The 21,069-nt window shown below is 59.2% G+C and carries 11 protein-coding genes and 2 pseudogenes; 7 read left to right on the forward strand and 6 right to left on the reverse strand.

The genetic code is table 11. From position 1 onward, the window contains the following. Positions 1–262: 262 nt before the first annotated feature. Positions 263–1,197, reverse strand: a pseudogene (locus DK871_RS24270) (GlxA family transcriptional regulator). Positions 1,198–1,306: 109 nt separating this feature from the next. Here DK871_RS24270 and DK871_RS24275 point away from each other — a divergent pair. Beyond that, positions 1,307–1,849, forward strand: a complete 543-nt coding sequence (locus DK871_RS24275; RefSeq protein WP_161906903.1) for a thioesterase family protein — start codon at positions 1,307–1,309, stop codon at positions 1,847–1,849. Between the two features lie 174 nt (positions 1,850–2,023). After that, positions 2,024–5,773: a hypothetical protein gene (locus DK871_RS24280; protein ID WP_161906904.1), complete on the forward strand. Its 3,750-nt coding sequence runs from the start codon at positions 2,024–2,026 to the stop codon at positions 5,771–5,773. A gap of 16 nt (positions 5,774–5,789) precedes the next feature. Here the strand turns inward: DK871_RS24280 and DK871_RS24285 are convergent, their stop codons facing one another. Beyond that, the gene (locus tag DK871_RS24285; RefSeq protein ID WP_161906905.1) at positions 5,790–7,418 is read right to left on the reverse strand and encodes a PvdJ/PvdD/PvdP-like protein; all 1,629 of its coding nucleotides are present in this window, start codon (positions 7,416–7,418) and stop codon (positions 5,790–5,792) included. A 142-nt stretch (positions 7,419–7,560) separates the two neighbouring features. Between DK871_RS24285 and pvdM the strand changes: the two genes are divergently transcribed. From pvdM to DK871_RS24300, 3 genes are read left to right on the forward strand one after another with little or no spacing between them, the layout of a single operon-like run. Then, positions 7,561–8,910, forward strand: a complete 1,350-nt coding sequence (pvdM, locus tag DK871_RS24290; RefSeq protein WP_003191926.1) for a pyoverdine-tailoring dipeptidase-like protein PvdM — start codon at positions 7,561–7,563, stop codon at positions 8,908–8,910. Positions 8,911–8,928: 18 nt separating this feature from the next. Continuing rightward, positions 8,929–10,197 carry an aminotransferase class V-fold PLP-dependent enzyme gene (locus tag DK871_RS24295; protein ID WP_161906906.1) on the forward strand — a complete coding sequence of 423 codons (1,269 nt, stop codon included), beginning with the start codon at positions 8,929–8,931 and terminating at the stop codon, positions 10,195–10,197. A gap of 30 nt (positions 10,198–10,227) precedes the next feature. Continuing rightward, the gene (locus tag DK871_RS24300) at positions 10,228–11,100 is read left to right on the forward strand and encodes a formylglycine-generating enzyme family protein (RefSeq protein WP_161906907.1); all 873 of its coding nucleotides are present in this window, start codon (positions 10,228–10,230) and stop codon (positions 11,098–11,100) included. Between the two features lie 122 nt (positions 11,101–11,222). Here the strand turns inward: DK871_RS24300 and DK871_RS24305 are convergent, their stop codons facing one another. After that, a complete protein-coding gene (locus DK871_RS24305; protein ID WP_161906908.1) occupies positions 11,223–12,050 on the reverse strand; it encodes a N(5)-hydroxyornithine transformylase PvdF in 828 nt (275 codons plus the stop codon). Between the two features lie 202 nt (positions 12,051–12,252). Here DK871_RS24305 and DK871_RS24310 point away from each other — a divergent pair, with 202 nt between their 5' ends. Beyond that, positions 12,253–13,905: a cyclic peptide export ABC transporter gene (locus DK871_RS24310; RefSeq protein ID WP_161906909.1), complete on the forward strand. Its 1,653-nt coding sequence runs from the start codon at positions 12,253–12,255 to the stop codon at positions 13,903–13,905. 152 nt (positions 13,906–14,057) lie between these two features. Further along, positions 14,058–16,433 carry a TonB-dependent siderophore receptor gene (locus DK871_RS24315; protein WP_161906910.1) on the forward strand — a complete coding sequence of 792 codons (2,376 nt, stop codon included), beginning with the start codon at positions 14,058–14,060 and terminating at the stop codon, positions 16,431–16,433. A gap of 68 nt (positions 16,434–16,501) precedes the next feature. Here DK871_RS24315 and DK871_RS24320 read toward each other — a convergent pair whose 3' ends face one another. The 3 genes and pseudogenes from DK871_RS24320 to DK871_RS24325 all read right to left on the reverse strand — a co-directional run. Then, positions 16,502–19,198, reverse strand: a complete 2,697-nt coding sequence (locus tag DK871_RS24320) for an amino acid adenylation domain-containing protein (RefSeq protein WP_375139752.1) — start codon at positions 19,196–19,198, stop codon at positions 16,502–16,504. After that, positions 19,190–20,449, reverse strand: a pseudogene (locus DK871_RS29770) (condensation domain-containing protein); the annotation flags it as partial. The gene DK871_RS24320 and the pseudogene DK871_RS29770, both read right to left, overlap by 9 nt. A gap of 146 nt (positions 20,450–20,595) precedes the next feature. Beyond that, positions 20,596–21,069: phosphopantetheine-binding protein (locus tag DK871_RS24325; RefSeq protein ID WP_256677526.1), on the reverse strand; the 474-nt coding region annotated here is incomplete at its 5' end.

The following is a 21,069-nucleotide window of genomic DNA, read 5'->3' on the forward strand; positions in this document are numbered from 1 at the left end:
GGCACACCGAGCCTAAGCGAGGTGCCGAGTGGTGGGGCAAGAGCCCTTTGGTTACTTTGGGGCTTTTCCAAAGTGACCCGCCGTCAGGGCGGAACCCTAAGTGGCCGTTACCGCAGGAATGGATATGTACACAATCCAACTGTGTTGACTGCCTAGCCGCCTTCGCGAGCAAGCCCGCTCCCACAATTGGATCGTGGGGTTTCAGGTAGATATGGGCGGCTGGCAGGCCGTCATCGCAGGCAAGCCAGCTCCCACAGTTGGATCACGGGCCAGTCAGAAACTTCTTGCGATACGCCGCCGGCAGCATCCCCACCCGTTGCTGAAACAACCGCCTAAACGAATTACTGTCCTCATAACCCACCGCATACGTGATGCTGTCGAGCGTCATCCGTGTCGACTCAAGCATCTGCTTGGCGCGCTCCAGACGCAGGCTCTGCAGATAACCAATCGGCGTACACCCCGTGGCCTCCTTGAAACGCCGCTTGAAATTACGCACCCCAAAGCCAAAGCGCTGGGCAACCTCGTCGATCACCAATGACTGCGCAAAGTGCTGCTCCAACCAATGCTGCACACGCAGGATCTGCGCATCACCGTGGCTCTTGGGCAGCGACCACATCGCGTAGGCCGACTGCTCAGTGCGCCCAGCATCGATCAGCAAGTACTTGCCGCAGGTATGAGCCAGCTCCGGCGAACCGAAACGGCGGATCAGGTGCAGCATCAAATCCATCGCCGCCGTAGCGCCGCCGCAGGTGATCAGGCGATTTTCTTCGCAGAGGATCTGCCCCGCATCCAGGCCGACCTGGGCATACCGACGCCGGAAAAACCCGGCAAATGCCCAGTGAGTCGTCGCACGCAAGCCGTGCAATAAGCCCGTCTCGGCCAGCATGAAGGCCGCCGTGCACATCGAAGCCAATACAGCGCCCTGCCCATGCTGCTCACGCAACCAGGGGCCGTAGGCGGCGAACGTCGGCAGGGCTTCCTTGAGGGTAAAGAGAAACCCGGGAATCAGCACCAGGTCGGTGTGGGCGATCTGCGCCAGTGAACCGTGCACCTGCAGGCATTGCCCACCCCATACCGTCACCGGCTGACCGTCCAGGGACGCGAGCGTCACCTCGAAGGGTGGGCTTTGAGCATTTCCATGGCCAGGGTGGCACTGGCAGCGGAACACTGATCCGCCAGGAGCAAGGTGACGTGCATGTAAAAACTCCAGCTTGCACTTTTCGCATGTAATAAGTCATTTACGCATCTACCTTAGCCGATTCCGCCCCCGTACAGTGCGGCCATTGATCAACTGTCTGGCGTCTTTATGAATCTCTGGTTTCGATTACTGCACATGCTGTTGCGCCGCCCCTGGCGCAAACCGGCTCACGGCCTGGCCACCACGGTGGTGCGCATGCGCGTCTGGCCGCTGGACCTGGACCTGAACCGGCATGTCACCAATGGCCGGTATTTCACCCTGGCCGATGTGGCACGCATGGATTTTGTGCTGCGCACGGGCGCCTTTCGCGTGGCGCTGCGCCATAAGGCGATGCCGATAGTCGGCGATACCTGGGGCAAGTTTCGCCGGGAATTGAAGCTGTTCGAGGCATTCGAAGTGCATACCCGCATTCTCGGCTGGGACCACAAGTGGAACCTGATGGAGCACCGCTTCGTCAGCAATGGGCGGGTGGTCGGCGTGGTGGTGATGCGCGGGCTGTTTCGCTGCACCAAGGGCACCCTGCCGCCGGCCGAATTTGTCCGCGAGCTGGGCTTGGACGACACCTCGCCGGCGCTGCCGCAGTGGCTCAGTGACTGGGTACGCAGTTGCGATGAGATGAGCGCGCAATTGCGTGAACAAGAGCAAGCCTGAAGACTGTTCAGCCCACAGACAAGCCACTGGCCGCGTGTCGTGCTTGGTCACACTCCAACCTCTGCTTGAGCGGAACTCCCGCACCCTTTTCCTTCACCCAACAAAGTGTCTGAAATTCAGACGCTCCCCTCAGGAAACTTGCCTATTTGATATTCGCCCTACAGGTCCCCGCCCATGCTCAGCACAACCACGCCCGCCAAACCTCACTGGTATGACACCCCTTTCCACACTCCCACACCCAGCCAGGCAACAGCAATCGAGCCGCCAACCACAGCCCCGGCCGCCGAGTCGCCCGCCTCTGCGCCAAAAACCTTCAAAGAAGGGTTCGGCGACAGACACGACCTGCAAACACTGACAACAAAACTCACCAACATCGCGGCGCAGCTGGATGCAAACACCACGCCGCAAGCGATACTTGCAGCCTTAAAAGCACCCTTGGATATTCACCCTGACTCATCGCTCCCTATGCGCCCCAGTGAAGGCGCGACACTGGAAAGTTTTATCAGGGCCAAGGGCTGGCCGATGCCCACCACACGGCTTTCACTGACCGAACTGATACAGACGGTGAGAGACGCAGCCCTGGCGCAACCGTTGGGTAATTTTGGCGGAGCGTTATCATGGTCAATGCCCCTGAGCCAGGCTGAGCAGAGCCGACTACGCATTGTCTCCATGCAGTCAGGCTACCCGAACGCACTGGATGCTTTACTCGCCCAGCACCCACTGCCCCCAGAGGGGCAGAGTGACCCCGCCCAGACGCTGGAGGCCCTGCTCTGCTCCCGCGAGGGGCAAGCGCTGGGTAAACACCTGCAGGAGCAATCCGGTGGTATTGCCACTGCCAACAGCGCCACGGACTATCTGATGGCCGCCATTACCCTGCAACTGGACCCTGAATCCATCACCGCCCCTGAACGTAATAAAGTGGCGGGGTTCGACCTGGCACACGAAAACCATTGGGGTAAACCTGCGTCTGCGGTTCTGGATGCATTGAGCAAGCACCTGGTTGACAGCGCCAGGATCAGCCCCGCGCTGTCCAAAGTGGCCGCGTATGTATTACTGGCGCGCAAGGCCCCCGTCTATCTGATCAAAGACATCCCGCCCACCGTTAAACAAGGCAGCCCCGCCTGGCTGAACCTGGTGATTGGCGCGGCAAGCATCGAAGCGGGCACGCCGGGAAAAGTCCCCGGCATGACCTATGTCCAAGTGATGCAGGCGGGCGAACGGGCCAGGCAGGCGCAACCCGAGGCGGCGGCACAAGCTCGCACGACGGCCTTGGTAGATTGGGGGGTTTGCCATAACGTGATTGCCCGCAAGGACGACACTCAATACACCTCGCAAGAGCTGGAAACCCTGAAAACCACCTTCACAGCCCGGCAGCAGGACATGCTTGCCGCCTCTGGCGTGCTGGACCTGGAGCTCCCCACCCGAGAAAAAATGGCCATGGCCGTGCTGGTGGAACGGTATGGCGACCTGGGTGATCTGTTCCAACAAAAACTGATCAAGACCAGTTTTATTCCGCGCAGAGGGCAGAACAAGGCACATACATGGCTACACGGCCTTCACTCGATGCTGGACATCGCAATGATGGATCTGAGATTGCCCTATCTCTTTGAATCAGCGGACAAACGCGTCCCGATCAACGACTTGAACGCCCGCTACCGGTTTGGGGTAAGCGAGAACTTCGAAAAGCGCTTTGAGGAAACGATCAAGAAGAAAAAGGTCGCCCTTGCCACGACGGTCAAACACCTGGTCGCGCAGCTTCCCTTGCAAGACCGTAAAAACTTTGAATACGGCAAGATTACTTATTATCGGAACGCCTCCACTCAGTTGGGTTTCTGGAGTAAGTACGACCCCATTTATGAAAAAAAACTGCTGGTAAAAATCGAACGCGACGGCCAATCCACCGGCTACTGTATCGACGTGACCAAAGGTACCATCGTGCCCGTTGAAAGCTGGGCAGTGAAGGAGCGCGAATCCAGGGAAGCCAATGTCGAGCTGAGCACCCGCGTGTTCGTACCCAAGGGTGTCAGCGCCAGCCACGCAAATGAACGCGCCGCCACCACTGACGCCGCTATCGATAGTTTTGCCAGCGCTCGCACTCAACACATCGCTGATGCCTTCGTTGAGCACTTCAATCTCGATGACTCGGACATTGAGAAATACGCCAGAGGGCAAACGACGCAGGACCTGGCGAACGAGAAAGCCAATCAGGTCAACGATTTTTTCATGAACCTGATTCCTTTCCGTTCGGCGATTGATAACTTCAAAAAAGGCAACTACGTCGAGGGCGGTTTTGACTTGGCCCTGGATGTGTTTGGTTTTCTGACAGCCGGCGCGGCCAATATCGGCAAACTGACCAAGGTCGCGGGGAGCGCCGCCTCCCTTGCCGCTAAAGCCGCACGCACGGGCAAAATCATCGGCATGGTCACTTTGAGCAACTTCAACCCTCTAGACGGGTTGGCTGACTTGGCCGTTGGCGGTGCAAACCTCGTCAGCAAAGGGGTGACCAAGACCACAGCGTGGCTGACCAACATGAAGAACACGGACAAGAGCCTTGATTGGCTCAAAACCATCAGCCAGGAACATGGCAATGCGTTGCTGGGTTCGATCACATCCGGCGGGCGCACCGTTGATAGTGTAGTGGTATTTAAAAACGGACAGTTGCACCACTACGACCCCATTACCCGCATGCCCTACGGCGCGCCTGCCAATGGCTTCACACCCAACGTTCTGGCAACCCAGGGTGAGATCAAAGGCACCATCGGTGAGTGGGTCGCCAACTGGCTCAACCCGGCAAAACCCGATATCCCGTTACCGGAAGCCTTTAACGACGCCGTTGCCGCAGCAACAGCAACCACCACGGGCCAGGCGGCGTTCAATCAGGGGTACAACGCGCTCCCTGCACCTGGCGTGTCTGGCTATTCTGCGGAACTGGGCATCACCCAGTTGAAAAAATTGGCCATGGACGCCAGCGCTTCACCCGAGGTGCTGGGTAGCCTGTCCAGGCGCATTGATGAGTTGGAGGCGCTGCCAGGCAAAGTCAACACACTCTACGAAAAGCTGATTCCGCCCAGAACACCATTGCCCGGCAAGCCCGCGACACCAGAACAAGTGCAGTTTGAAGAGGCGCTCGCAAGGGGGATCCCAGACGGGATAGACGACTTCTCACCGACAATGAAAATGCATCAACTGCGCGAATTGATATTGGACCCGGATCTGACATCTGCCGAAGTCGGTGCTCTGTTCAAGCATATGCAACACCGAACGATGGAAACCAGCTTTGCACTCAGCAGAAAATTCACCGATGACGTGACTGCCGCCGGCGGCACAGTGATCGCCATGCCGCAAGGCTATTATCTGAGTCAGGTCGACCTTACATCCGAAGGCGGCTGCGCCGCGTTGTCCAATACCATGGCATTGGCCATTCTGGATGACGCGCAAGACACGTTGATCAAAAATTTCTTCATCAGTATGGCGCACCCCAAGCACCCCAATACTGAAAGGTTCCGCGACAGCCTGAAGAACTTTCAGAGCACCCTCAGAAATGACTTTCACTCTGGGCAGCTCACCCGCCATGCGACGTACGACAGGATCATCTCGGATTTGGCAACGGCCACGACGTCCAAAGCCCTGCTCATCAGCAATTCGAAGCACGGTGTCACAGCCGGCGTCAAAGTCGTGAATGGCAAAAAAACCTGGTTTTATTATGACCCCAACCTCGGGCTCGCCAAATTCCCCACGGAGGCGGCCATGCGCAGCGGCATGGAGCGCGTACTCAATAGTGGCCAGACCAGCCATTTGTTCCAGCCGCTCAAAAGGGCCGACGGTTACACCGTGTCGGAATTCAATGAGTTATACCTGATCAATAAGATAGGGGATCCTCGCAGTGTCAGCGGCCTGTATGCGGCAGAGATAGCCATAGCCTAGAACGCCTCCACGGCGTCTAAAGCGTGCGCGTGAGCTTCAAATGCCGCGCATACCATGGCCGCTGCGGTACACGTTTGAACAGGCCCTTGAGCAGCTCTTCATCGGCACCGAAGGTAATGCGCAGGGCCAGCTTCATGACTTCCGGATCCATTTCCATCGAACGCCCCTGCTGCAGCCCCGGCGTGGTGCTGCAGCCGTGGGTGTCCGGGCCCAGCCACGGGTCGCCTATTTCGACCCAGCGGCCTGGCGCGAACCAGGCCACGCCGTTGACTTCCAGTCGGCTCACCTCACCTGGGTTGAAGCGCTCGTGGGCACGAAACCAGTCTTCGATGCGGTCATCGATCCAGCCGTGGAAATGCCAGAACACCGGGTTTACATGGGATGAAAACGGGTCGCCCAGAAAGTCGTTCTCCGGCGCATACCAACGTGCGGCAAAGTCGGCGGGGTCCCGGGCGAAGGGTACCGGGGCGCCGTTGGACGGGTCGCGGGGCACCGAGGCCCAGCGCATGTGCAACCAGTCGTGCAGGCCCAGCTCCATTTCCGAGCCCAGTTGGCCCAGGGTCAACTTGGCCAGATAACGCGGGTCGCGGTATTGGGATTCCCACACCTGAAAGTTGCTGTGGTAAGTCTCTGCCGCCTTGATATCGCTGACCCACTGGGTGTAGTCGGCGTCATCCGGCGCCGACCAACAGGGCGGCAGCGCGAAACCGTCGTGGTTGTCGAAGTAGCGCACAAACCCCAGCCGGTCCCGCTCCAACGGCGGTTGCGGCTCGGGGAATTGCGGCCAGGAGGGCAAGTCTTGCATGGAGCGTGCGGTGCCGAGCATGTGGCGGTGCATGAAAAAGAAGTCGATGCCCGAACCGTTGCGGTCTTTGCGCTTGCCGCGGGCGTCGCGTTCCTGGCCACGGGGCCCGGGCTGCCAGCCGATGCCGCGCAGGGCTTCGCGTTTTTCTTCGGAGAGCTTGTGCCACTGGTCACGGGTGGCGTGCCAGAGTTGGTGAAACAGGCGGTGCTCGGGAGAAATCAGCCAGGCCAGCAAGGTCGGGTTGAGGCCGATGCGCTGGCGGGCTTCGGGGAACAGTTGTTTGTGGGCGATAAAACGGTTGTCGCGTTCGGTCAACGCCAGGGGCCGCTCAAGGTCGAGGATGTGCCCGCTGAGGGTGGCACTGCCGGCATTGCCGAAATCGGCCCAGACTTCATCGAGGGTCATCTTGAATTCATAGGCCGGCACGGCGCCGGCTGAATCACGGTCGATCAAGCGCCAATACAGCACGGCGCCCTCGCCCGTCAGTAGGTCGCCCAAGACGCGGTAGCGCGGCTCGCCGTCGGCGCGCAATTGCTCGGCGGTGTCCAGATAACCGCGCAGGCCACGGCCACGGGGGGCGATGTCGAGCAGCAACTCCAGGCCTTGCAGCGGCAGGCCCGCAAGGCCGGCATCGCGGCCTTCCAGGCGCAGGCTCCAAACGCCCCGCAGGGTGTTCGCCAGGTGTTGGCCCTGGGTGTCAGCGAGGTCGACCGTGGCTTCGCCGGGGGTGATGGGAAACGCGTCTTCCCGTGTCAACTCGCGATGGGCATAAAAGGCCGCGGGCACGGCTGCACCGGTCAGCGCCAGGCCTGCGATGAACCCACGTCGAGAGATTGTCATTGGCTACCTTAGGAAACGGCTTGATCAGAGCTAGAACGTTTGCAACCCGATGAAATTTACCGCCCTGCCCCCGCCACCTAAATTTGCGCCGCCATCGCTCGTTCTTCCCTGATAGCAAAGGCCTCAACTGACTGAGATGGCAATGACAAAATCACGTTCGAAAAAGGCGCTGTATATCGGCCTGCCGCTGGCCCTGGCTATCGGCGCCGGGGCGGGCTTGCTGGTCTGGGATCAGTGGTTCAAGGGCAATGCCGGCTACCCGCTGGAGGTGATCAAGCAGGCCAATGAAATGCAGGACCGCCTGTTGTCATTCGACAGCCACATCACCCTGCCCCTGGATTTCGGCACGGCGGGCAACGAGGCCGACAAGGATGGCAGCGGCCAGTTCGACCTGGCCAAGGCCGCCCGCGGCCGATTGTCGGGTGCCGCGCTGACGATCTTCGGCTGGCCGGAAATCTGGAACGGCGCCAATGCCCCGCACAAGCCCACCGACGGTTTTGTCGAAGAGGCCCGCCACGAGCAGGAGGTGCGCTACAAGATCATCTCCGGCATGGTGCGCGACTTTCCCAACCAGGTGGGCATCGCCTACACCCCGGACGATATGCGACGCCTGCACGGCGAAGGCAAGTTCGCGATCTTTATCAGCATGCTCAACGCCTACCCCCTGGGCAATGACCTGAACCAGCTGGACCTGTGGGCCGCACGTGGCATGCGCATGTTCGGCTTCAGCTACATCGGCAATAACGCCTGGTCCGACTCGTCGCGCCCGCTGCCGTTCTTCAATGACTCCACCGACGCTCTCGAGGGGCTGTCGCCGATCGGCCAGCAAGCGGTGCATCGCCTCAATGACCTGGGGGTGATCATCGACGTGTCGCAGATGTCGACCAAGGCCCTGGAACAGGTCGCGCAGTTGAGCCGTACGCCGATGGTGGCGTCCCACTCGGCGCCACGGGCATCGGTGGACATCCCGCGCAACCTCAGTGACAAGGAATTGCAACTGATCAAGAACAGCGGCGGCGTGGTGCAAGTGGTGGGCTTCCCCGCCTACCTGCGCCCCTTGAGCCAACCGACCCAGGACAAGCTCAACGCCCTGCGTGCACGCTTCGACCTGCCGCCATTGCCCAACCTGGCCATGGCCCTGATGCCCGGCGATGCAATCATTGCCGCCTGGCCCGAGCAACGCTTCGGCCAGTACGCCAGCGCGCTGTACGGCATTCTCGAGGAAGAACCCAAGGCCACCCTCAAGGACCTCGGCGACGCCATCGACTACACCGTGCGCAAGATCGGTATCGATCATGTCGGCATTGCCTCGGACTTCAATGACGGCGGCGGCTTGCAGGGCTGGGAGAACGTCGGCGAGGTGCGCAACGTCACTGCCGAACTGATCCAACGCGGCTACTCCGAAGCCGATATCGCCAAGCTGTGGGGAGGCAACTTCCTGCGGGTGTGGGAGCAGGTACAAAAATCCGCCAAGCCATTGGCCAATCGCTAACTACCATGAAGTAAGTCCATGACCGACCGCCGTACATTTCTCAAGCAGGCCGGCGTCTTTGCCGCGAGCCTGCCGCTGGGCACCGCGTTGCTGCCTCAGGCAGTGGCCGCCGTTACGAACGACCCATGGACGGGATTGAAACAGCTGTTCAACCAGGACCCGAGCTACCTGCACTTTTCCAACTTCCTGGTGGCCTCGCACCCAAGGCCTGTGCGCGATGCCATCGAGCGCTACCGCCAGCAGATCGACCGCAACCCCGGCCTGGCCATGGACTGGGACTTGCAGGAAACCTGGAAGCGTGAAGGCCAGGTGCGCGAGTGGGCCGGCCGTTACCTGAACGCCAAACCGGCGCAGATCGCCCTGACCGGCAGCACATCCGAAGGGCTGGCGATGATCTATGGCGGGATCAAGGTGCGCGCCGACCAGGAAATCCTCACCACGGTGCATGAGCACTACGCCACCGAGTTCAGCCTGGACTTCAGGGTACGCAAGGAGCAAACCCAGGTTCGCAAGATACACCTGTTCAAAAACCCCAATCAGGTCTCGGCCGATGAAGTGCTGGGCAACATCCAGCGTAACATTCGCCCGAACACCCGCGTGCTGGGCATGACCTGGGTGCAGTCCGGCAGCGGCGTGAAATTGCCCATTGGCGAAATCGGCAAGCTGGTGGCCGAACACAACCGCAACCGCGACGAACCGGACCGCCTGCTTTATATCGTCGATGGTGTGCACGGCTTCGGCGTGGAAGACCTCGACTTCCCCGATATGTACTGCGACTTCTTCATCGCTGGCACCCACAAGTGGATGTTCGGCCCGCGGGGCACCGGCCTGGTGTGCGCCCGCGAGACCGAAAACAAATACGTCACACCGATGATTCCGACCTTCTCCGAAGACAAGGACTTCGCCACGACCATGACGCCCGGTGGCTACCACGCCTTCGAGCATCGCTGGGCCGCCGATGAAGCCTTCAAGTTGCATCTGCAACTGGGCAAGGCGCCGGTGCAGGCACGTATCCATGCCCTCAACACCGAACTCAAGGACCAACTGCTGGCCCACCCGCAGATCGAACTGGTGACACCGCACAGCCCCGAGCTGTCAGCCGGATTCACCTTCTTTCGGGTCAAGGACCAGGACAGCGATGCCGTCGCGGCCTACCTGATGAAAAACCGCGTGGTGGTGGACGCGGTGGACCGTGACGTCGGCCCGGTGATTCGCACCTCACCGGGCCTGCTTAACAACTCGGATGAGATCCAGCGCTTCATGACCCTGCTGAGCCAGCGGTTATGACCCTTTTTCCCCTTTGAACGAGATACCTCCATGATTCCATCGCGACTCAAACCCCTCACCGCACTGGCACTCGCCGCCCTGTGCGGCGCCCTGTTGCCTGGCGTGGCCCAGGCCGCCGCCCCACAACCGGGCAAGGTCTTCAAAGACTGCAAGGACTGCCCGGAAATGGTGGTGCTGCCCGCCGGCACCTTCACCATGGGCACGCCCGAAGACGAAGTGGGCCGCGAGCCTGACGAAGGCCCGATGCATGCCGTGACCTTCGCCAAACCGTTCGCCATGAGCCGCTTCCATATCACCGCCGGCGAATGGGACAGCTACGTGCGCCAGACCGGGGTCAAGATCGCCAATGGCGACGACCGCCCTGGCCGTGAATGCATCGCCAGCAAGCCACGCTACCCCCAGGGGCCACGTCAGCCGGCAGTGTGCATGGACATGGACGACATCAAGCAGTACGTGAGTTGGTTGTCGAAGAAGACCGGGCACACCTACCAGATGGTCAGCGAAGCCCAACGCGAATACGCCGCCCGCGCCGGCACCAGCGGCCCGTTCCCCTTCCCGTTCGACGAAGGCAAGGGCTACAGCATCGCCCAGCACGCCAACACCTACGGCCCGGCGGACGGCTACAGCTATTCGTCGCCCGTGGGCAGCTACCCACCGAATGCCTTTGGCATGTATGACATGCACGGCAACGTGTATGAGCGGGTGGCTGATTGCGAGCACCCCAACTACGTTGGCGCGCCGACGGATGGCAGTGCCTGGGTGGAGCCCAACTGCGAGGCCTACCAGATTCGCGGCAATGACTGGGGCGAGGCACCGGTGTTTTCACGCTCGGGCAATCGCAACAACATCTACCCGCAAACGCGCGGGGATTGGATCGGCTTTCGCGTAGTACGCGAGCTCTAACCCTTGTAGGAGCGAGCTTGCTCGCGAAAAACTCATAGACGCCGCGTTTATTCAGAAAGCGCGCGCCATCGTTGACGTTTTTCGCGAGCAAGAACTAGGCGTCCCCCTCGCTCCTACAGGGTTCAGCCTTGCTTGGCCAACAGCTCCAAGCCTTCATGCAACGCCGGGAACAGGCTGTTGTTGAAGTTGTTCCAACGCAGCTCAAGGATGGTGTCCTCGGGCGAAATCTCGGTCTTGAGCACGTCGTGGAACACCTCCCCCGAATCGATGCCGTTATCCACGTAGTGGAATGACGCACCCGTCCAATACAACGGCTCGCACGCCTGCGTCGCTTTGGTCGCCCAATCGGTAATCGCCTGCCCACGCGCTCCGTACAGCGCATTCCAGGTGGCATACGCCCCACGGCGTTCGTAAGGCGACTCGAGGCGGGTGATGCCCGGATGAATGTTCATGATGCGCCGCGCAAACGGCGCACCCGGGCGCACCAGTTCGTCGAGGATCACCAGCAAACCATCCAGCACCACGATGTCAGCCTTCAACTCCACCAAAGTGTCATGCAGGCGACGCTCGAAATCCTGCTTGCCGGCGACATGTTCGGCGCTGCCCCGTGGCAGGCGGCGATAGGTCGACGGCACGCTCAGCAGCAGGTCATTGACCAACGTGCCCTGCACACGCAAGTCCGCCGGGTACAGCCACTGGCGACCCGGCTGGTAAGCAAAGCCATAGTCCGCCACCAACTGCTGATCACGGGGGTTGTGCTCATCATCGTCATACACCACGCCCACCAGGTGGTAAGCCTCACCCAGTGGCGTGTCGTTGAGCGAGCCCACCAGAAACTCCAGCACCGATTTCATATAGCGCTCGTGGTCTTTATAGGCCACCGATTGCCCGGCCTTGTCGGCGGCGGCATTTCTCAGGGACCAGACATACACCAGGTTCTTTTTCGTCATGTGTTTCGCTCTCGCTCAAAGGGCCACGCACGGCATTGATACGCGTGCGCCTACAGAACAAGAACGAACCAGGCCCCGGGCAATTTATCGCTCACGGCCACCGCCCGGCATGCCGCGCTAAATAGTGACGGCACAGCTTCGTTTGTCATGGGTAAGGGTCTGTGTGCCCAGCCCCCTCTTTTTCACTTTCCGGGAAGTATTTATGACCGACCCCAAGCGCGGCGCCTTCAAAGGTTTGCTCGCATTGCTCAGGCCCTTTCGCACCATCGTGACGGTCTCCGTCGCCCTTGGCATGGCGGGCGGCCTGGCCATTACCTTGCTGTTGGCGACGATTAATAATGCGCTGCATTCGGCGGGGGGGATGACTCAGGGTGTGATCTTTACCTTTGCCGCCCTGTGTGGGTTGGCGCTCATCAGTTCGATCGTATCGGACATCGGCACCAACTTTGTCGGCCAGCGCATCATTGCCGCACTGCGTAAAGAGCTGGGGGAAAAGGTGCTGTCAGCGCCTATCGAGCAGATCGAACGCTATCGTACTCACAAGCTGATTCCTGTACTGACCCATGACGTCGATACCATCAGCGATTTTTCCTTTTCCTTCACCCCTCTGGCAATCGCCACCACCGTAACCCTCGGCTGCCTGGGTTATCTGGCGTATCTCTCGGTACCGATGTTCCTGATGATGGTGGTCGCGATTGTTATCGGCACCGCGGCCCAATACGCAGCGCGGGCTTCGGGAATAAAGGGCTTTGAGGAAGCCCGCGACCAGGAAGATGAACTGCAGCGCTACTACACCGCCATTGCCTCCGGCGCCAAGGAACTGCGTATCCACCGCCCACGGCGTTATCGCATGAACACCCACCGCATCCAGGCGACTGCTGACCGGATTGGCGATATCCAGATCCGCTCAGTGAATATCTTTATCATCGCCAAGACCTTCGGCTCTATGTTGTTCTTTGTAGTCATTGGCCTTGCCCTGGCTTTTCAAGCTTACTACCCCAACCCTGATCCCGCGGTCATCACCGGTTTTGTGCTGGTGCTGCTGTACATGAAAGGCCCGCTGGAGCACGTGGTGACGGCGCTGCCGATCGTCAGCCGCGCACAGATAGCCTTCTCACGCATTGCCGAACTGTCCGAACGGTTTTCGTCCCCCGAACCGCACTTGCTGCTCGAAGACAGCGAAGCACGCAAACCTGAAGTACATAGCTTGGAACTGCGCGGCGTGAGCTACAGCCCGCCACCGGTAGAAGGCAGTGAACCCTTCCACTTAGGCCCGATTAACCTGAGTATCAAGCAAGGCGATATCGTGTTTATCGTCGGCGAAAACGGTTGCGGCAAGACCACGCTGATCAAGCTTTTGCTGGGTCTGTATCAACCCCAGACCGGCGAGATCCTTCTCAACGGCCAAGCAGTAATCGCCCCCACGCGCGACGATTATCGCCAGTTGTTCACCACCGTCTTCGCCGACTACTACTTGTTCGACGATTTGGTGCAGGGGGGCGGCCAGCCATCCCTGGACAGTGCCGCGCAATACCTGGACCGTTTGGAAATTGCTCACAAAGTCACGATCAAGGATGGCGCATTCAGCACCACCGACCTGTCTACGGGTCAGCGCAAACGTCTGGCCCTGGTCAATGCCTGGCTCGAAGAGCGCCCGGTACTGGTGTTCGACGAATGGGCCGCTGACCAAGACCCGGCTTTCCGTCGTATTTTCTACACGGAGCTGCTGCCGGACCTCAAGCGTCTGGGGAAAACCATCATCGTTATCAGTCACGATGACCGCTATTTCGATATCGCCGACCAATTGGTACGCCTACGGGCGGGCAAGGTGGTGCATGAAATGGTGCCCGCGTGAATTTCTTTTCCGGTTTTCCCAAGTACGAACGTCTCACTACTGTTAATGAGAACTAAACTCAATAAATCTATAAGCTGCCAACCTATAACATAGAAGAGAACGCATCCATGTCAGTACGACTCGGTCTCAGCCCCCTGAGCAAAGCGCTATCAATGCGAAGGGCGCTGAACTTGAACCTCAAGTCCTGCGCCCTGGCGTTTGGGGTATCGCTGCCCATCGCCGGCTATGTACAAGCCCAGGAGATGGAGATCGACATTCCTGCACAGCCGCTGGGCACGGCACTGCAGGAGTTTGGCCGGCAGACCGACCTGCAGGTGCTGTATAGCCCAACGGATGTGCAAGGTAAAAGCAGCACTGCGGTGAAGGGTAAGCTGGCACCGGAACAAGCTATTTCCGCCCTGCTCAAGGGATCGGGCATCAATTATGGTTTGCAGGGCAATGCCATCACGATCAACGCCAGCGGTGGTACCGGCGCCCTAGAACTGGGTGCAACCCAGGTGACTGCAAACCAACTGGGCACAGTTACCGAAGGCAGCGGTTCCTATACCCCCGGCACCATTGCAACAGCTACGCGCATGGTCCTGACACCACGGCAGACCCCGCAATCGATTTCGGTGGTCACCCGCCAGGCCATGGATGACTTTGGCATGACCGGCATCGACGACGTGATGCGTCATACACCGGGCATCACCGTTTCGACATACGACAGCGAACGGACCAACTACTATTCCCGCGGCTTCGCCATCCAGAACTTCCAGTACGACGGGATTCCGATGACGCGCAACGCGCCCTACTCTGCCGGGCAGACGTTGACCGATACGGCGGTCTATGACCGTGTAGAAGTGCTCAAAGGCGCCACAGGTCTGCTGACCGGTGCTGGCGGCCCTGGCGGTACCATAAATCTGGTACGCAAAAAACCAACTGCGCAATTCCAGGGCCATATCGATCTAGGTGCAGGCTCCTGGGACAACTACCGTTCGGAAATCGATCTCAGCGGCCCGCTGACGGAATCCGGCAATGTGCGTGGTCGAGCCGTGGCTGCCTACCAGGACAAGCATTCGTTCATGGACCACTATGAACGCAAGACCAGCGTGTTTTACGGCGTTCTTGAAATGGACCTGGACGAGAACACTCTGCTGACCGTCGGCGCCGACTACCAAGACAACGATCCAAAAGGCTCGGGCTGGTCCGGTAGCCGCCCTGTGTACGATTCGGCAGGCAATCCGATCAGCTTGCCACGATCGTTCAACAATGGTGCAAAGTGGAGTAAATGGGAGCAATACTCCCGCACCGCGTTCGCCACTCTGGAACATGAGTTTTCCAATGGCTGGGTCGCCAAAGGCCAATACAATCACCAGATCAATGGCTACAACGCACCGTTGGGCTCCCTCGCCTCGCCGGACCCAGTTACCGGCCTGTCGTCGATCTATGCCAACAAATACACTGGTGAAACTGTCAGCGACAGTGGCGATGCCTACGTAACAGGCCCATTCAGCATGCTCGGTCGCGAGCATCAACTAGTGGTCGGCGCTTCACTTTCCAACTCCCGCTGGCAGGGCAAGGACTATTACAGCCCGACCTACACCAACAACGTCATCGACTTCTACAAATGGAATGGCAACAGCCCCGAACCGAATTGGGGCAGTGTCGGCTTCAAGAACGATGAAACCACCCGTCAATCAGGCGTTTACGTAACGGGGCGCTTCAGCCTCATGGACGATTTGCACCTGCTGCTGGGTACACGTGTCGCCAACTATCAGGTAACCGGCACCAGCGATACCAAGGACTCCGGCAAAGTCCTGCCGTATGCCGGCCTGGTCTATGACCTGAACGACAACTACTCGCTTTATGCCAGTTACACTGAAATTTACCTGCCGCAAACCGCCTTCCGCGACGTTGGCAACAAAATGCTCGAACCCGACGAAGGCACCAACTATGAGCTGGGTCTCAAGGGTGAATTCTACGACGGTCGCCTGAATGCCAGCCTTGCCTATTTCGAAGTGCATGAAGAAAACCGTGCGGAATCCGATACGACGTACAGCGGCGTATCGCTGGTCGACAACCCTTATAAAGGCATCACCGCCAAGACCAAGGGCTATGAAGCAGAAATCTCTGGTGAGCTGGCGCCCGGTTGGCAGTTGCAGGCCGGTTACACCCATAAGATCATTCGCGACCAGAGCGGCGTGAAGGTCTCCACTTGGGAGCCTGAAGACCAGGTTAATTTCTACACGACCTACAAGCTCAGCGGCCCCTGGGATCGACTCACCCTGGGAGGAGGCGCTCGCTGGCAGGGCGAAGGTTGGCAATTGCTGAACAACCGAGCAAAGAAAACCACCGAAAAATTCTCCCAGGACCCCTACTGGCTGGTGGACGTGATGGCGCGCTACCAAGTGACCGATAATGTCTCGGCTACCCTCAACGTCAACAACGTGTTCGACAAGAAGTACTACACCAACATCGGGTTCTACAACTCGTCGTATTATGGTGACCCACGTAACGTGATGCTCACCACGCGCTGGAATTTCTAAGGCTCGCGCCGTAATAAAAAGCCCCTGGTCACCTACATGACCAGGGGCTTTTTTATGCCGATGTGGATCTATCCCATGAGTTCAACAAAACTACTCACGAACTCCGGGTTGTCGATGATCCGATCATGAGTGGTGTGCACCACTGTCGACTGCTGTATGCCAGTGGTCCCGATCACCGCGCGCATGCTCGACTCGATCAGTTCCTGGTGCTGCCCCGCCTTGCTCAAGGCCGCCCACCAGCACAGTACCGGCGCAGCGATCGGCTGATAATCGGCCTCTTGCAAACGCAGATCCAGCAGGCGTTTTATCTCCCAGGAAATCTGCATCTCATGGCCTTCCAGTAGCTGATGTTTGACCGTTTCATACGCGGCGCCCAACGTCTGCTCCGCCCACGTATTTACCTTGCTCCATCGTTGCTCGTCGTCGCCTTGACTGTCCAACCAAACGCCGTGGATCTGTTCGGCATGGTGCGGGAATATCACCCCGAGCAATTCGGCACGCTGCTCACTGACTGACACTGCGCGTTCATCAGCCATGCCAGCGTCATTCCAGAACTGCGCCACGCGAACTGGGGGTGGAGCGTCAATCCAACCCACACACTCGACGATACGGCCTGCGCGCTCAAGGCGGTAGGCAACCTCCATCGCCAGGTTTCCACCCAGCGACCAGCCGGCCAGGCGATAGCCCCCCTCGGGGCGTGCGATCAACAGCTGCTCGGTGTAATCCTCGACCATACGGTCCCAAGACGGCACGACTTCGCTCTCTTGCGCCAGAGCCCGACAGATTACCCCCATCACCGGTCGCTGCTCACGCATCGCCAAGGCAATCGCCTTGTAGCAGTGCACTGAGCCATAGCTGGGGTGAAACAGATATAAGGGTGTGCCCGAAGCGTTGCTGTTAAGCGGTACGATCAGGTCAGTACGCACATTGCCCTGGATGCCGTTTACCTGGCCTTGCACGGTTGGGTTGAGGATCAGTTGCGTCACTGGCAGGTTGATCCCGGTGGCAATGCGAATACGCTCCTTGAGTATCAACACCAAAAGAGAGTGGCCACCGAGTTCGAAAAAGTTATCGCGCAGGCCCACACGCTCAACCCCCAGGATGTCAGACCAGATCGCCGCCAACTGTTTTTCCAGTTCAGTTTGCGGCGCCAGGTAAGCGCAAGTCTGTTGGGTTGTATCCGGCTCAGGCAGTGCCTTGCGGTCCAGCTTGCCATTGGGGCTCAACGGCATCTGTTGGAGCACCACCCACTGAGCGGGCACCATATAGTCCGGCAGGTGCTGCGCCAGATGTGCACTGAGCTGATCGCGCCAATCCTCGGCAGAGCCATGCAATACCAGGTAGCCCACCAGTTGCTTGCCATCGCGCACCTGCACGCTCGCCTCGCGGACCCGTTCATGCTCCAGCAAACGAGCCTCGATTTCGCCCAGTTCGATACGCAGGCCGCGTAACTTGACCTGATGATCCAGGCGTCCCAGGTATTCAATCACCCCATCGGCGCGCTGGCGCACCCGGTCACCGGTACGATAGAGACGTGCACCGACGTGGAACGGACATGGAACAAAGCGCTCGGAAGTCAAAGCTGGCCGTTGGTGGTAGCTGCGCGCCAGGCCGATCCCCCCCAGGTATAATTCACCCGTTACGCCAACCGGAACCGGCAACAAGTGTGCGTCGAGTACGTAGGTGGCCACGTTGGCAATCGGCCGGCCGATTGGCACCGTGTCGCAACGTTGCGCGACACAAGTCCAATGGGTCACATCGATAGCCGCTTCGGTCGGGCCATACAGGTTGTAGAGCGTCGCCCGAGGCAGTTTGGCAAATACCTGCTGCTGGGCATCAACTGGCAACGCCTCGCCACTGCAAACAATGCGAAGCAGGCTGTGACAACTGCCAACGTCAGGATCCTGTACAAAAGCCTGCAGCATCGACGGCACAAAATGCAGCGTAGTAATCTTGTGTTGATTGATCAGATCGATCAAGCGAGCGGGATCACGATGATCCCCTGGAGCAGCAACCACCAGACGCGCACCGCTCATCAACGGCCAGAAAAACTCCCATACCGACACGTCAAAACTGAACGGGGTCTTTTGCAGGACTGTGTCGCTGGCATCCAGGCCATAAACCTCCTGCATCCAGCACAGCCGATTGGTCAACGCTGCGTGACGATTACCCGCGCCCTTCGGTTTGCCGGTTGACCCTGAGGTGTAGATCACATAAGCCAGGTTTTCGCCGTCCAGGGCCATACTTGGATTGGCTTCGCTGTAATCATCAAAGGTGTCTTCGCCCAGCACTAGAACATCCACGTCGTGAGGAATTGGCAAGAGTTCCAGCCAATGCCGCTGGGTCAGCAGCAACTTGACGCCACTGTCTTCCAGCATGTAGGCCAAACGCTCGCGCGGGTATTCCGGGTCCAGCGGCACATAGGCGCCGCCGGCCTTGAGCACGGCCAGCAAGCCCACCACCATCTCGACGGACCGTTCCACCGCTACGCCTACCAGCACGTCCGGGCCTACCCCCGCGACCTTCAAACGATGAGCCAAGCGGTTGGCACGCCGATTAAGCTCGGCGTAACTCAATGCCTCACCGGCAAAGCCAAGGGCTCGTGCTTCCGGGGTTCGCTCTACCTGTGCTTCGATTATCTGGTGTACGCAGGCTTGCAGCGGGTAGTCCCTGGCTGTCGCGTTCCATCCGTGGACGATGTTGTGCTGTTCATCGCTATCGAACAACACCAGGCGGTCGACGGGTTGGTGTGCGTCCCTGGCCATACCCTGCAGCAGGTTTTGCCAGTGTCGCGCTATGCGCTCCAGCGTGGAGGCGTCAAATAAATCGGTGGCGTAAGTCAGCGCGGCCCAGATGCCGTCTTCCGTCTCGCGGGTGTCCAGGCTCAGGTCGAACTGCGCGGTACGACTCGACCACTCAAGGCTCTGTACTTGAAGCGGTCCCACCGGCTGCGCATTGCTAGCCTTACGGGTATCGGCCTGGTGATTGAACATCACCTGGAACAGTGGGTTATAGCTCAGGTTGCGCTCCGGCTGCAGCGCTACCACCAGTTGTTCGAAAGGCAAATCCTGATGTGCCTGGGCCTCTAAAACGCGTGTTCGCACTTGTTGCAACAGAGCGGACACGGACATCTGCCCGTCAATATCCGCTCGGATCACCTGAGTGTTCACAAAAAATCCGATCAAGCGTTCGGTCTCGACACGGTTGCGGTTGGCCGTCGGCACCCCAATGCGCACATCCACCTGGCCACTGTAGCGATGCATCAGCAGTTGGAACGACGCCAGCAGCAACATGGACAGGGTCACGCCTTCACGCTGGACCAGGTCGCGCAACGCAGCGACAAGAGACTGTGGTAACGCGATATCCAGGCTTGCACCACGGTGGCTTTGTGTCGGGGGACGCGGACGATCGAAGGGCAACTCCAGGACTGGCTGTTCCCCCCCGAGGCGAGCACGCCAATAGTCCATTTGACGGTCTTGCTCACCGGCTTCCATCCAGGCGCGCTGCCATAAGGCGTAATCGGCGTACTGGATCGGCAAGGCCGGTAATTGCACCTCGTGCCCTTGGCTAAACGCGGTATAGAGCTTGACTAACTCCTCAACCATTACCTGCATTGAGCCGCCATCCGACACGATGTGATGCTGAACCACAAGCAGCACGTGCTCTGCGTCGTCAAGGCGTAACAAGGTGACGCGCAGCAACGGCCCGAGTTGCAGATCGAACGGCTGCGCAATCAGTTCTTCGATTCGTGCGCCAAGCTGCGCCTCGTCGATATCCTGCCGTTGAATCTGAACAATCGTCTGCTCGCTGACCACTTGGATACGCCGTTCACCGTCCTGATACACACAGGTGCGCAGACTCTCATGACGCGCTACCAGCATGTCGAAGCTACGTTGCAACGCGGCGATGTCCAGTAGCCCCTTCAAGCGCAATGCAGTGGGTAAGTGGTAGGCGGCGCTGTCGGGTTCAAGCTGCCAAATGAACCATTGGCGCTCCTGAGCGTAGGACAGCAGCAATTGAGGCGTCTCGTCACGAACCACAGGGATCGGCAAGTTAGCAGGCGAGACATCCTCAGCGAGCATTTTTTGCAGATAGATCCTGCGCTGCTCCAACGGGAGGCCAATGAACCGTTTTACGATACGTTGTGCAACCTGAGTGTCCATCAAAACGCCCCAATGTCATCGAATAGCGCGTCAAGACGGCTCAGTTTGTCTTCTGTGATCGCACCGCCTTGCCCTTCGAAAATGGCCGCCAGGCGCCCTACATCCGGATGCTGAAAAACATCCTGCGGGGTCGGCCTCAGGCCCAGTTCGAGTTGCATACGCGAGATCACATTAATCACCAGCAAGGAATGCCCACCCAGTTCAAAGAAGTTATCGTTGCGCCCCACACGCTTCACCTCCAGTACTTGCGCCCAGATGGCTGCGATCTGCTCCTCCAAGCCACTGCGAGGGGGCTCGTAGGCCTCGGATTGCTGCGTTGCTTCGGGTTTGGGCAAAGCCTTGCGGTCCAGCTTGCCGTTGGGGCTCAGGGGCATCTGTTCCAGCAGCACCCATTGCGCCGGGACCATGTAGTCCGGCAAGTGCTGGGCCAAGTGAGCGCTGAGCCGGTCACGCCAGTCATCAGTCGCATCTTG

The organism is Pseudomonas sp. L13 (assembly GCF_009935965.1).
Classification (GTDB): Bacteria; Pseudomonadota; Gammaproteobacteria; order Pseudomonadales; family Pseudomonadaceae; genus Aquipseudomonas; species Aquipseudomonas lactis.

What these genes read in the sequence shown, in the direction of transcription:
- DK871_RS24275 (WP_161906903.1), top strand. Translation starts at nt 1,307, where the DNA reads ATGAATCTCTGGTTTCGATTACTGCACATGCTGTTGCGCCGCCCCTGG.
- DK871_RS24280 (WP_161906904.1), top strand. Translation starts at nt 2,024, where the DNA reads ATGCTCAGCACAACCACGCCCGCCAAACCTCACTGGTATGACACCCCT.
- DK871_RS24285 (WP_161906905.1), bottom strand. Translation starts at nt 7,418, where the DNA reads ATGACAATCTCTCGACGTGGGTTCATCGCAGGCCTGGCGCTGACCGGT.
- pvdM (WP_003191926.1), top strand. Translation starts at nt 7,561, where the DNA reads ATGACAAAATCACGTTCGAAAAAGGCGCTGTATATCGGCCTGCCGCTG.
- DK871_RS24295 (WP_161906906.1), top strand. Translation starts at nt 8,929, where the DNA reads ATGACCGACCGCCGTACATTTCTCAAGCAGGCCGGCGTCTTTGCCGCG.
- DK871_RS24300 (WP_161906907.1), top strand. Translation starts at nt 10,228, where the DNA reads ATGATTCCATCGCGACTCAAACCCCTCACCGCACTGGCACTCGCCGCC.
- DK871_RS24305 (WP_161906908.1), bottom strand. Translation starts at nt 12,050, where the DNA reads ATGACGAAAAAGAACCTGGTGTATGTCTGGTCCCTGAGAAATGCCGCC.
- DK871_RS24310 (WP_161906909.1), top strand. Translation starts at nt 12,253, where the DNA reads ATGACCGACCCCAAGCGCGGCGCCTTCAAAGGTTTGCTCGCATTGCTC.
- DK871_RS24315 (WP_161906910.1), top strand. Translation starts at nt 14,058, where the DNA reads ATGCGAAGGGCGCTGAACTTGAACCTCAAGTCCTGCGCCCTGGCGTTT.
- DK871_RS24320 (WP_375139752.1), bottom strand. Translation starts at nt 19,198, where the DNA reads ATGGCCAGGGACGCACACCAACCCGTCGACCGCCTGGTGTTGTTCGAT.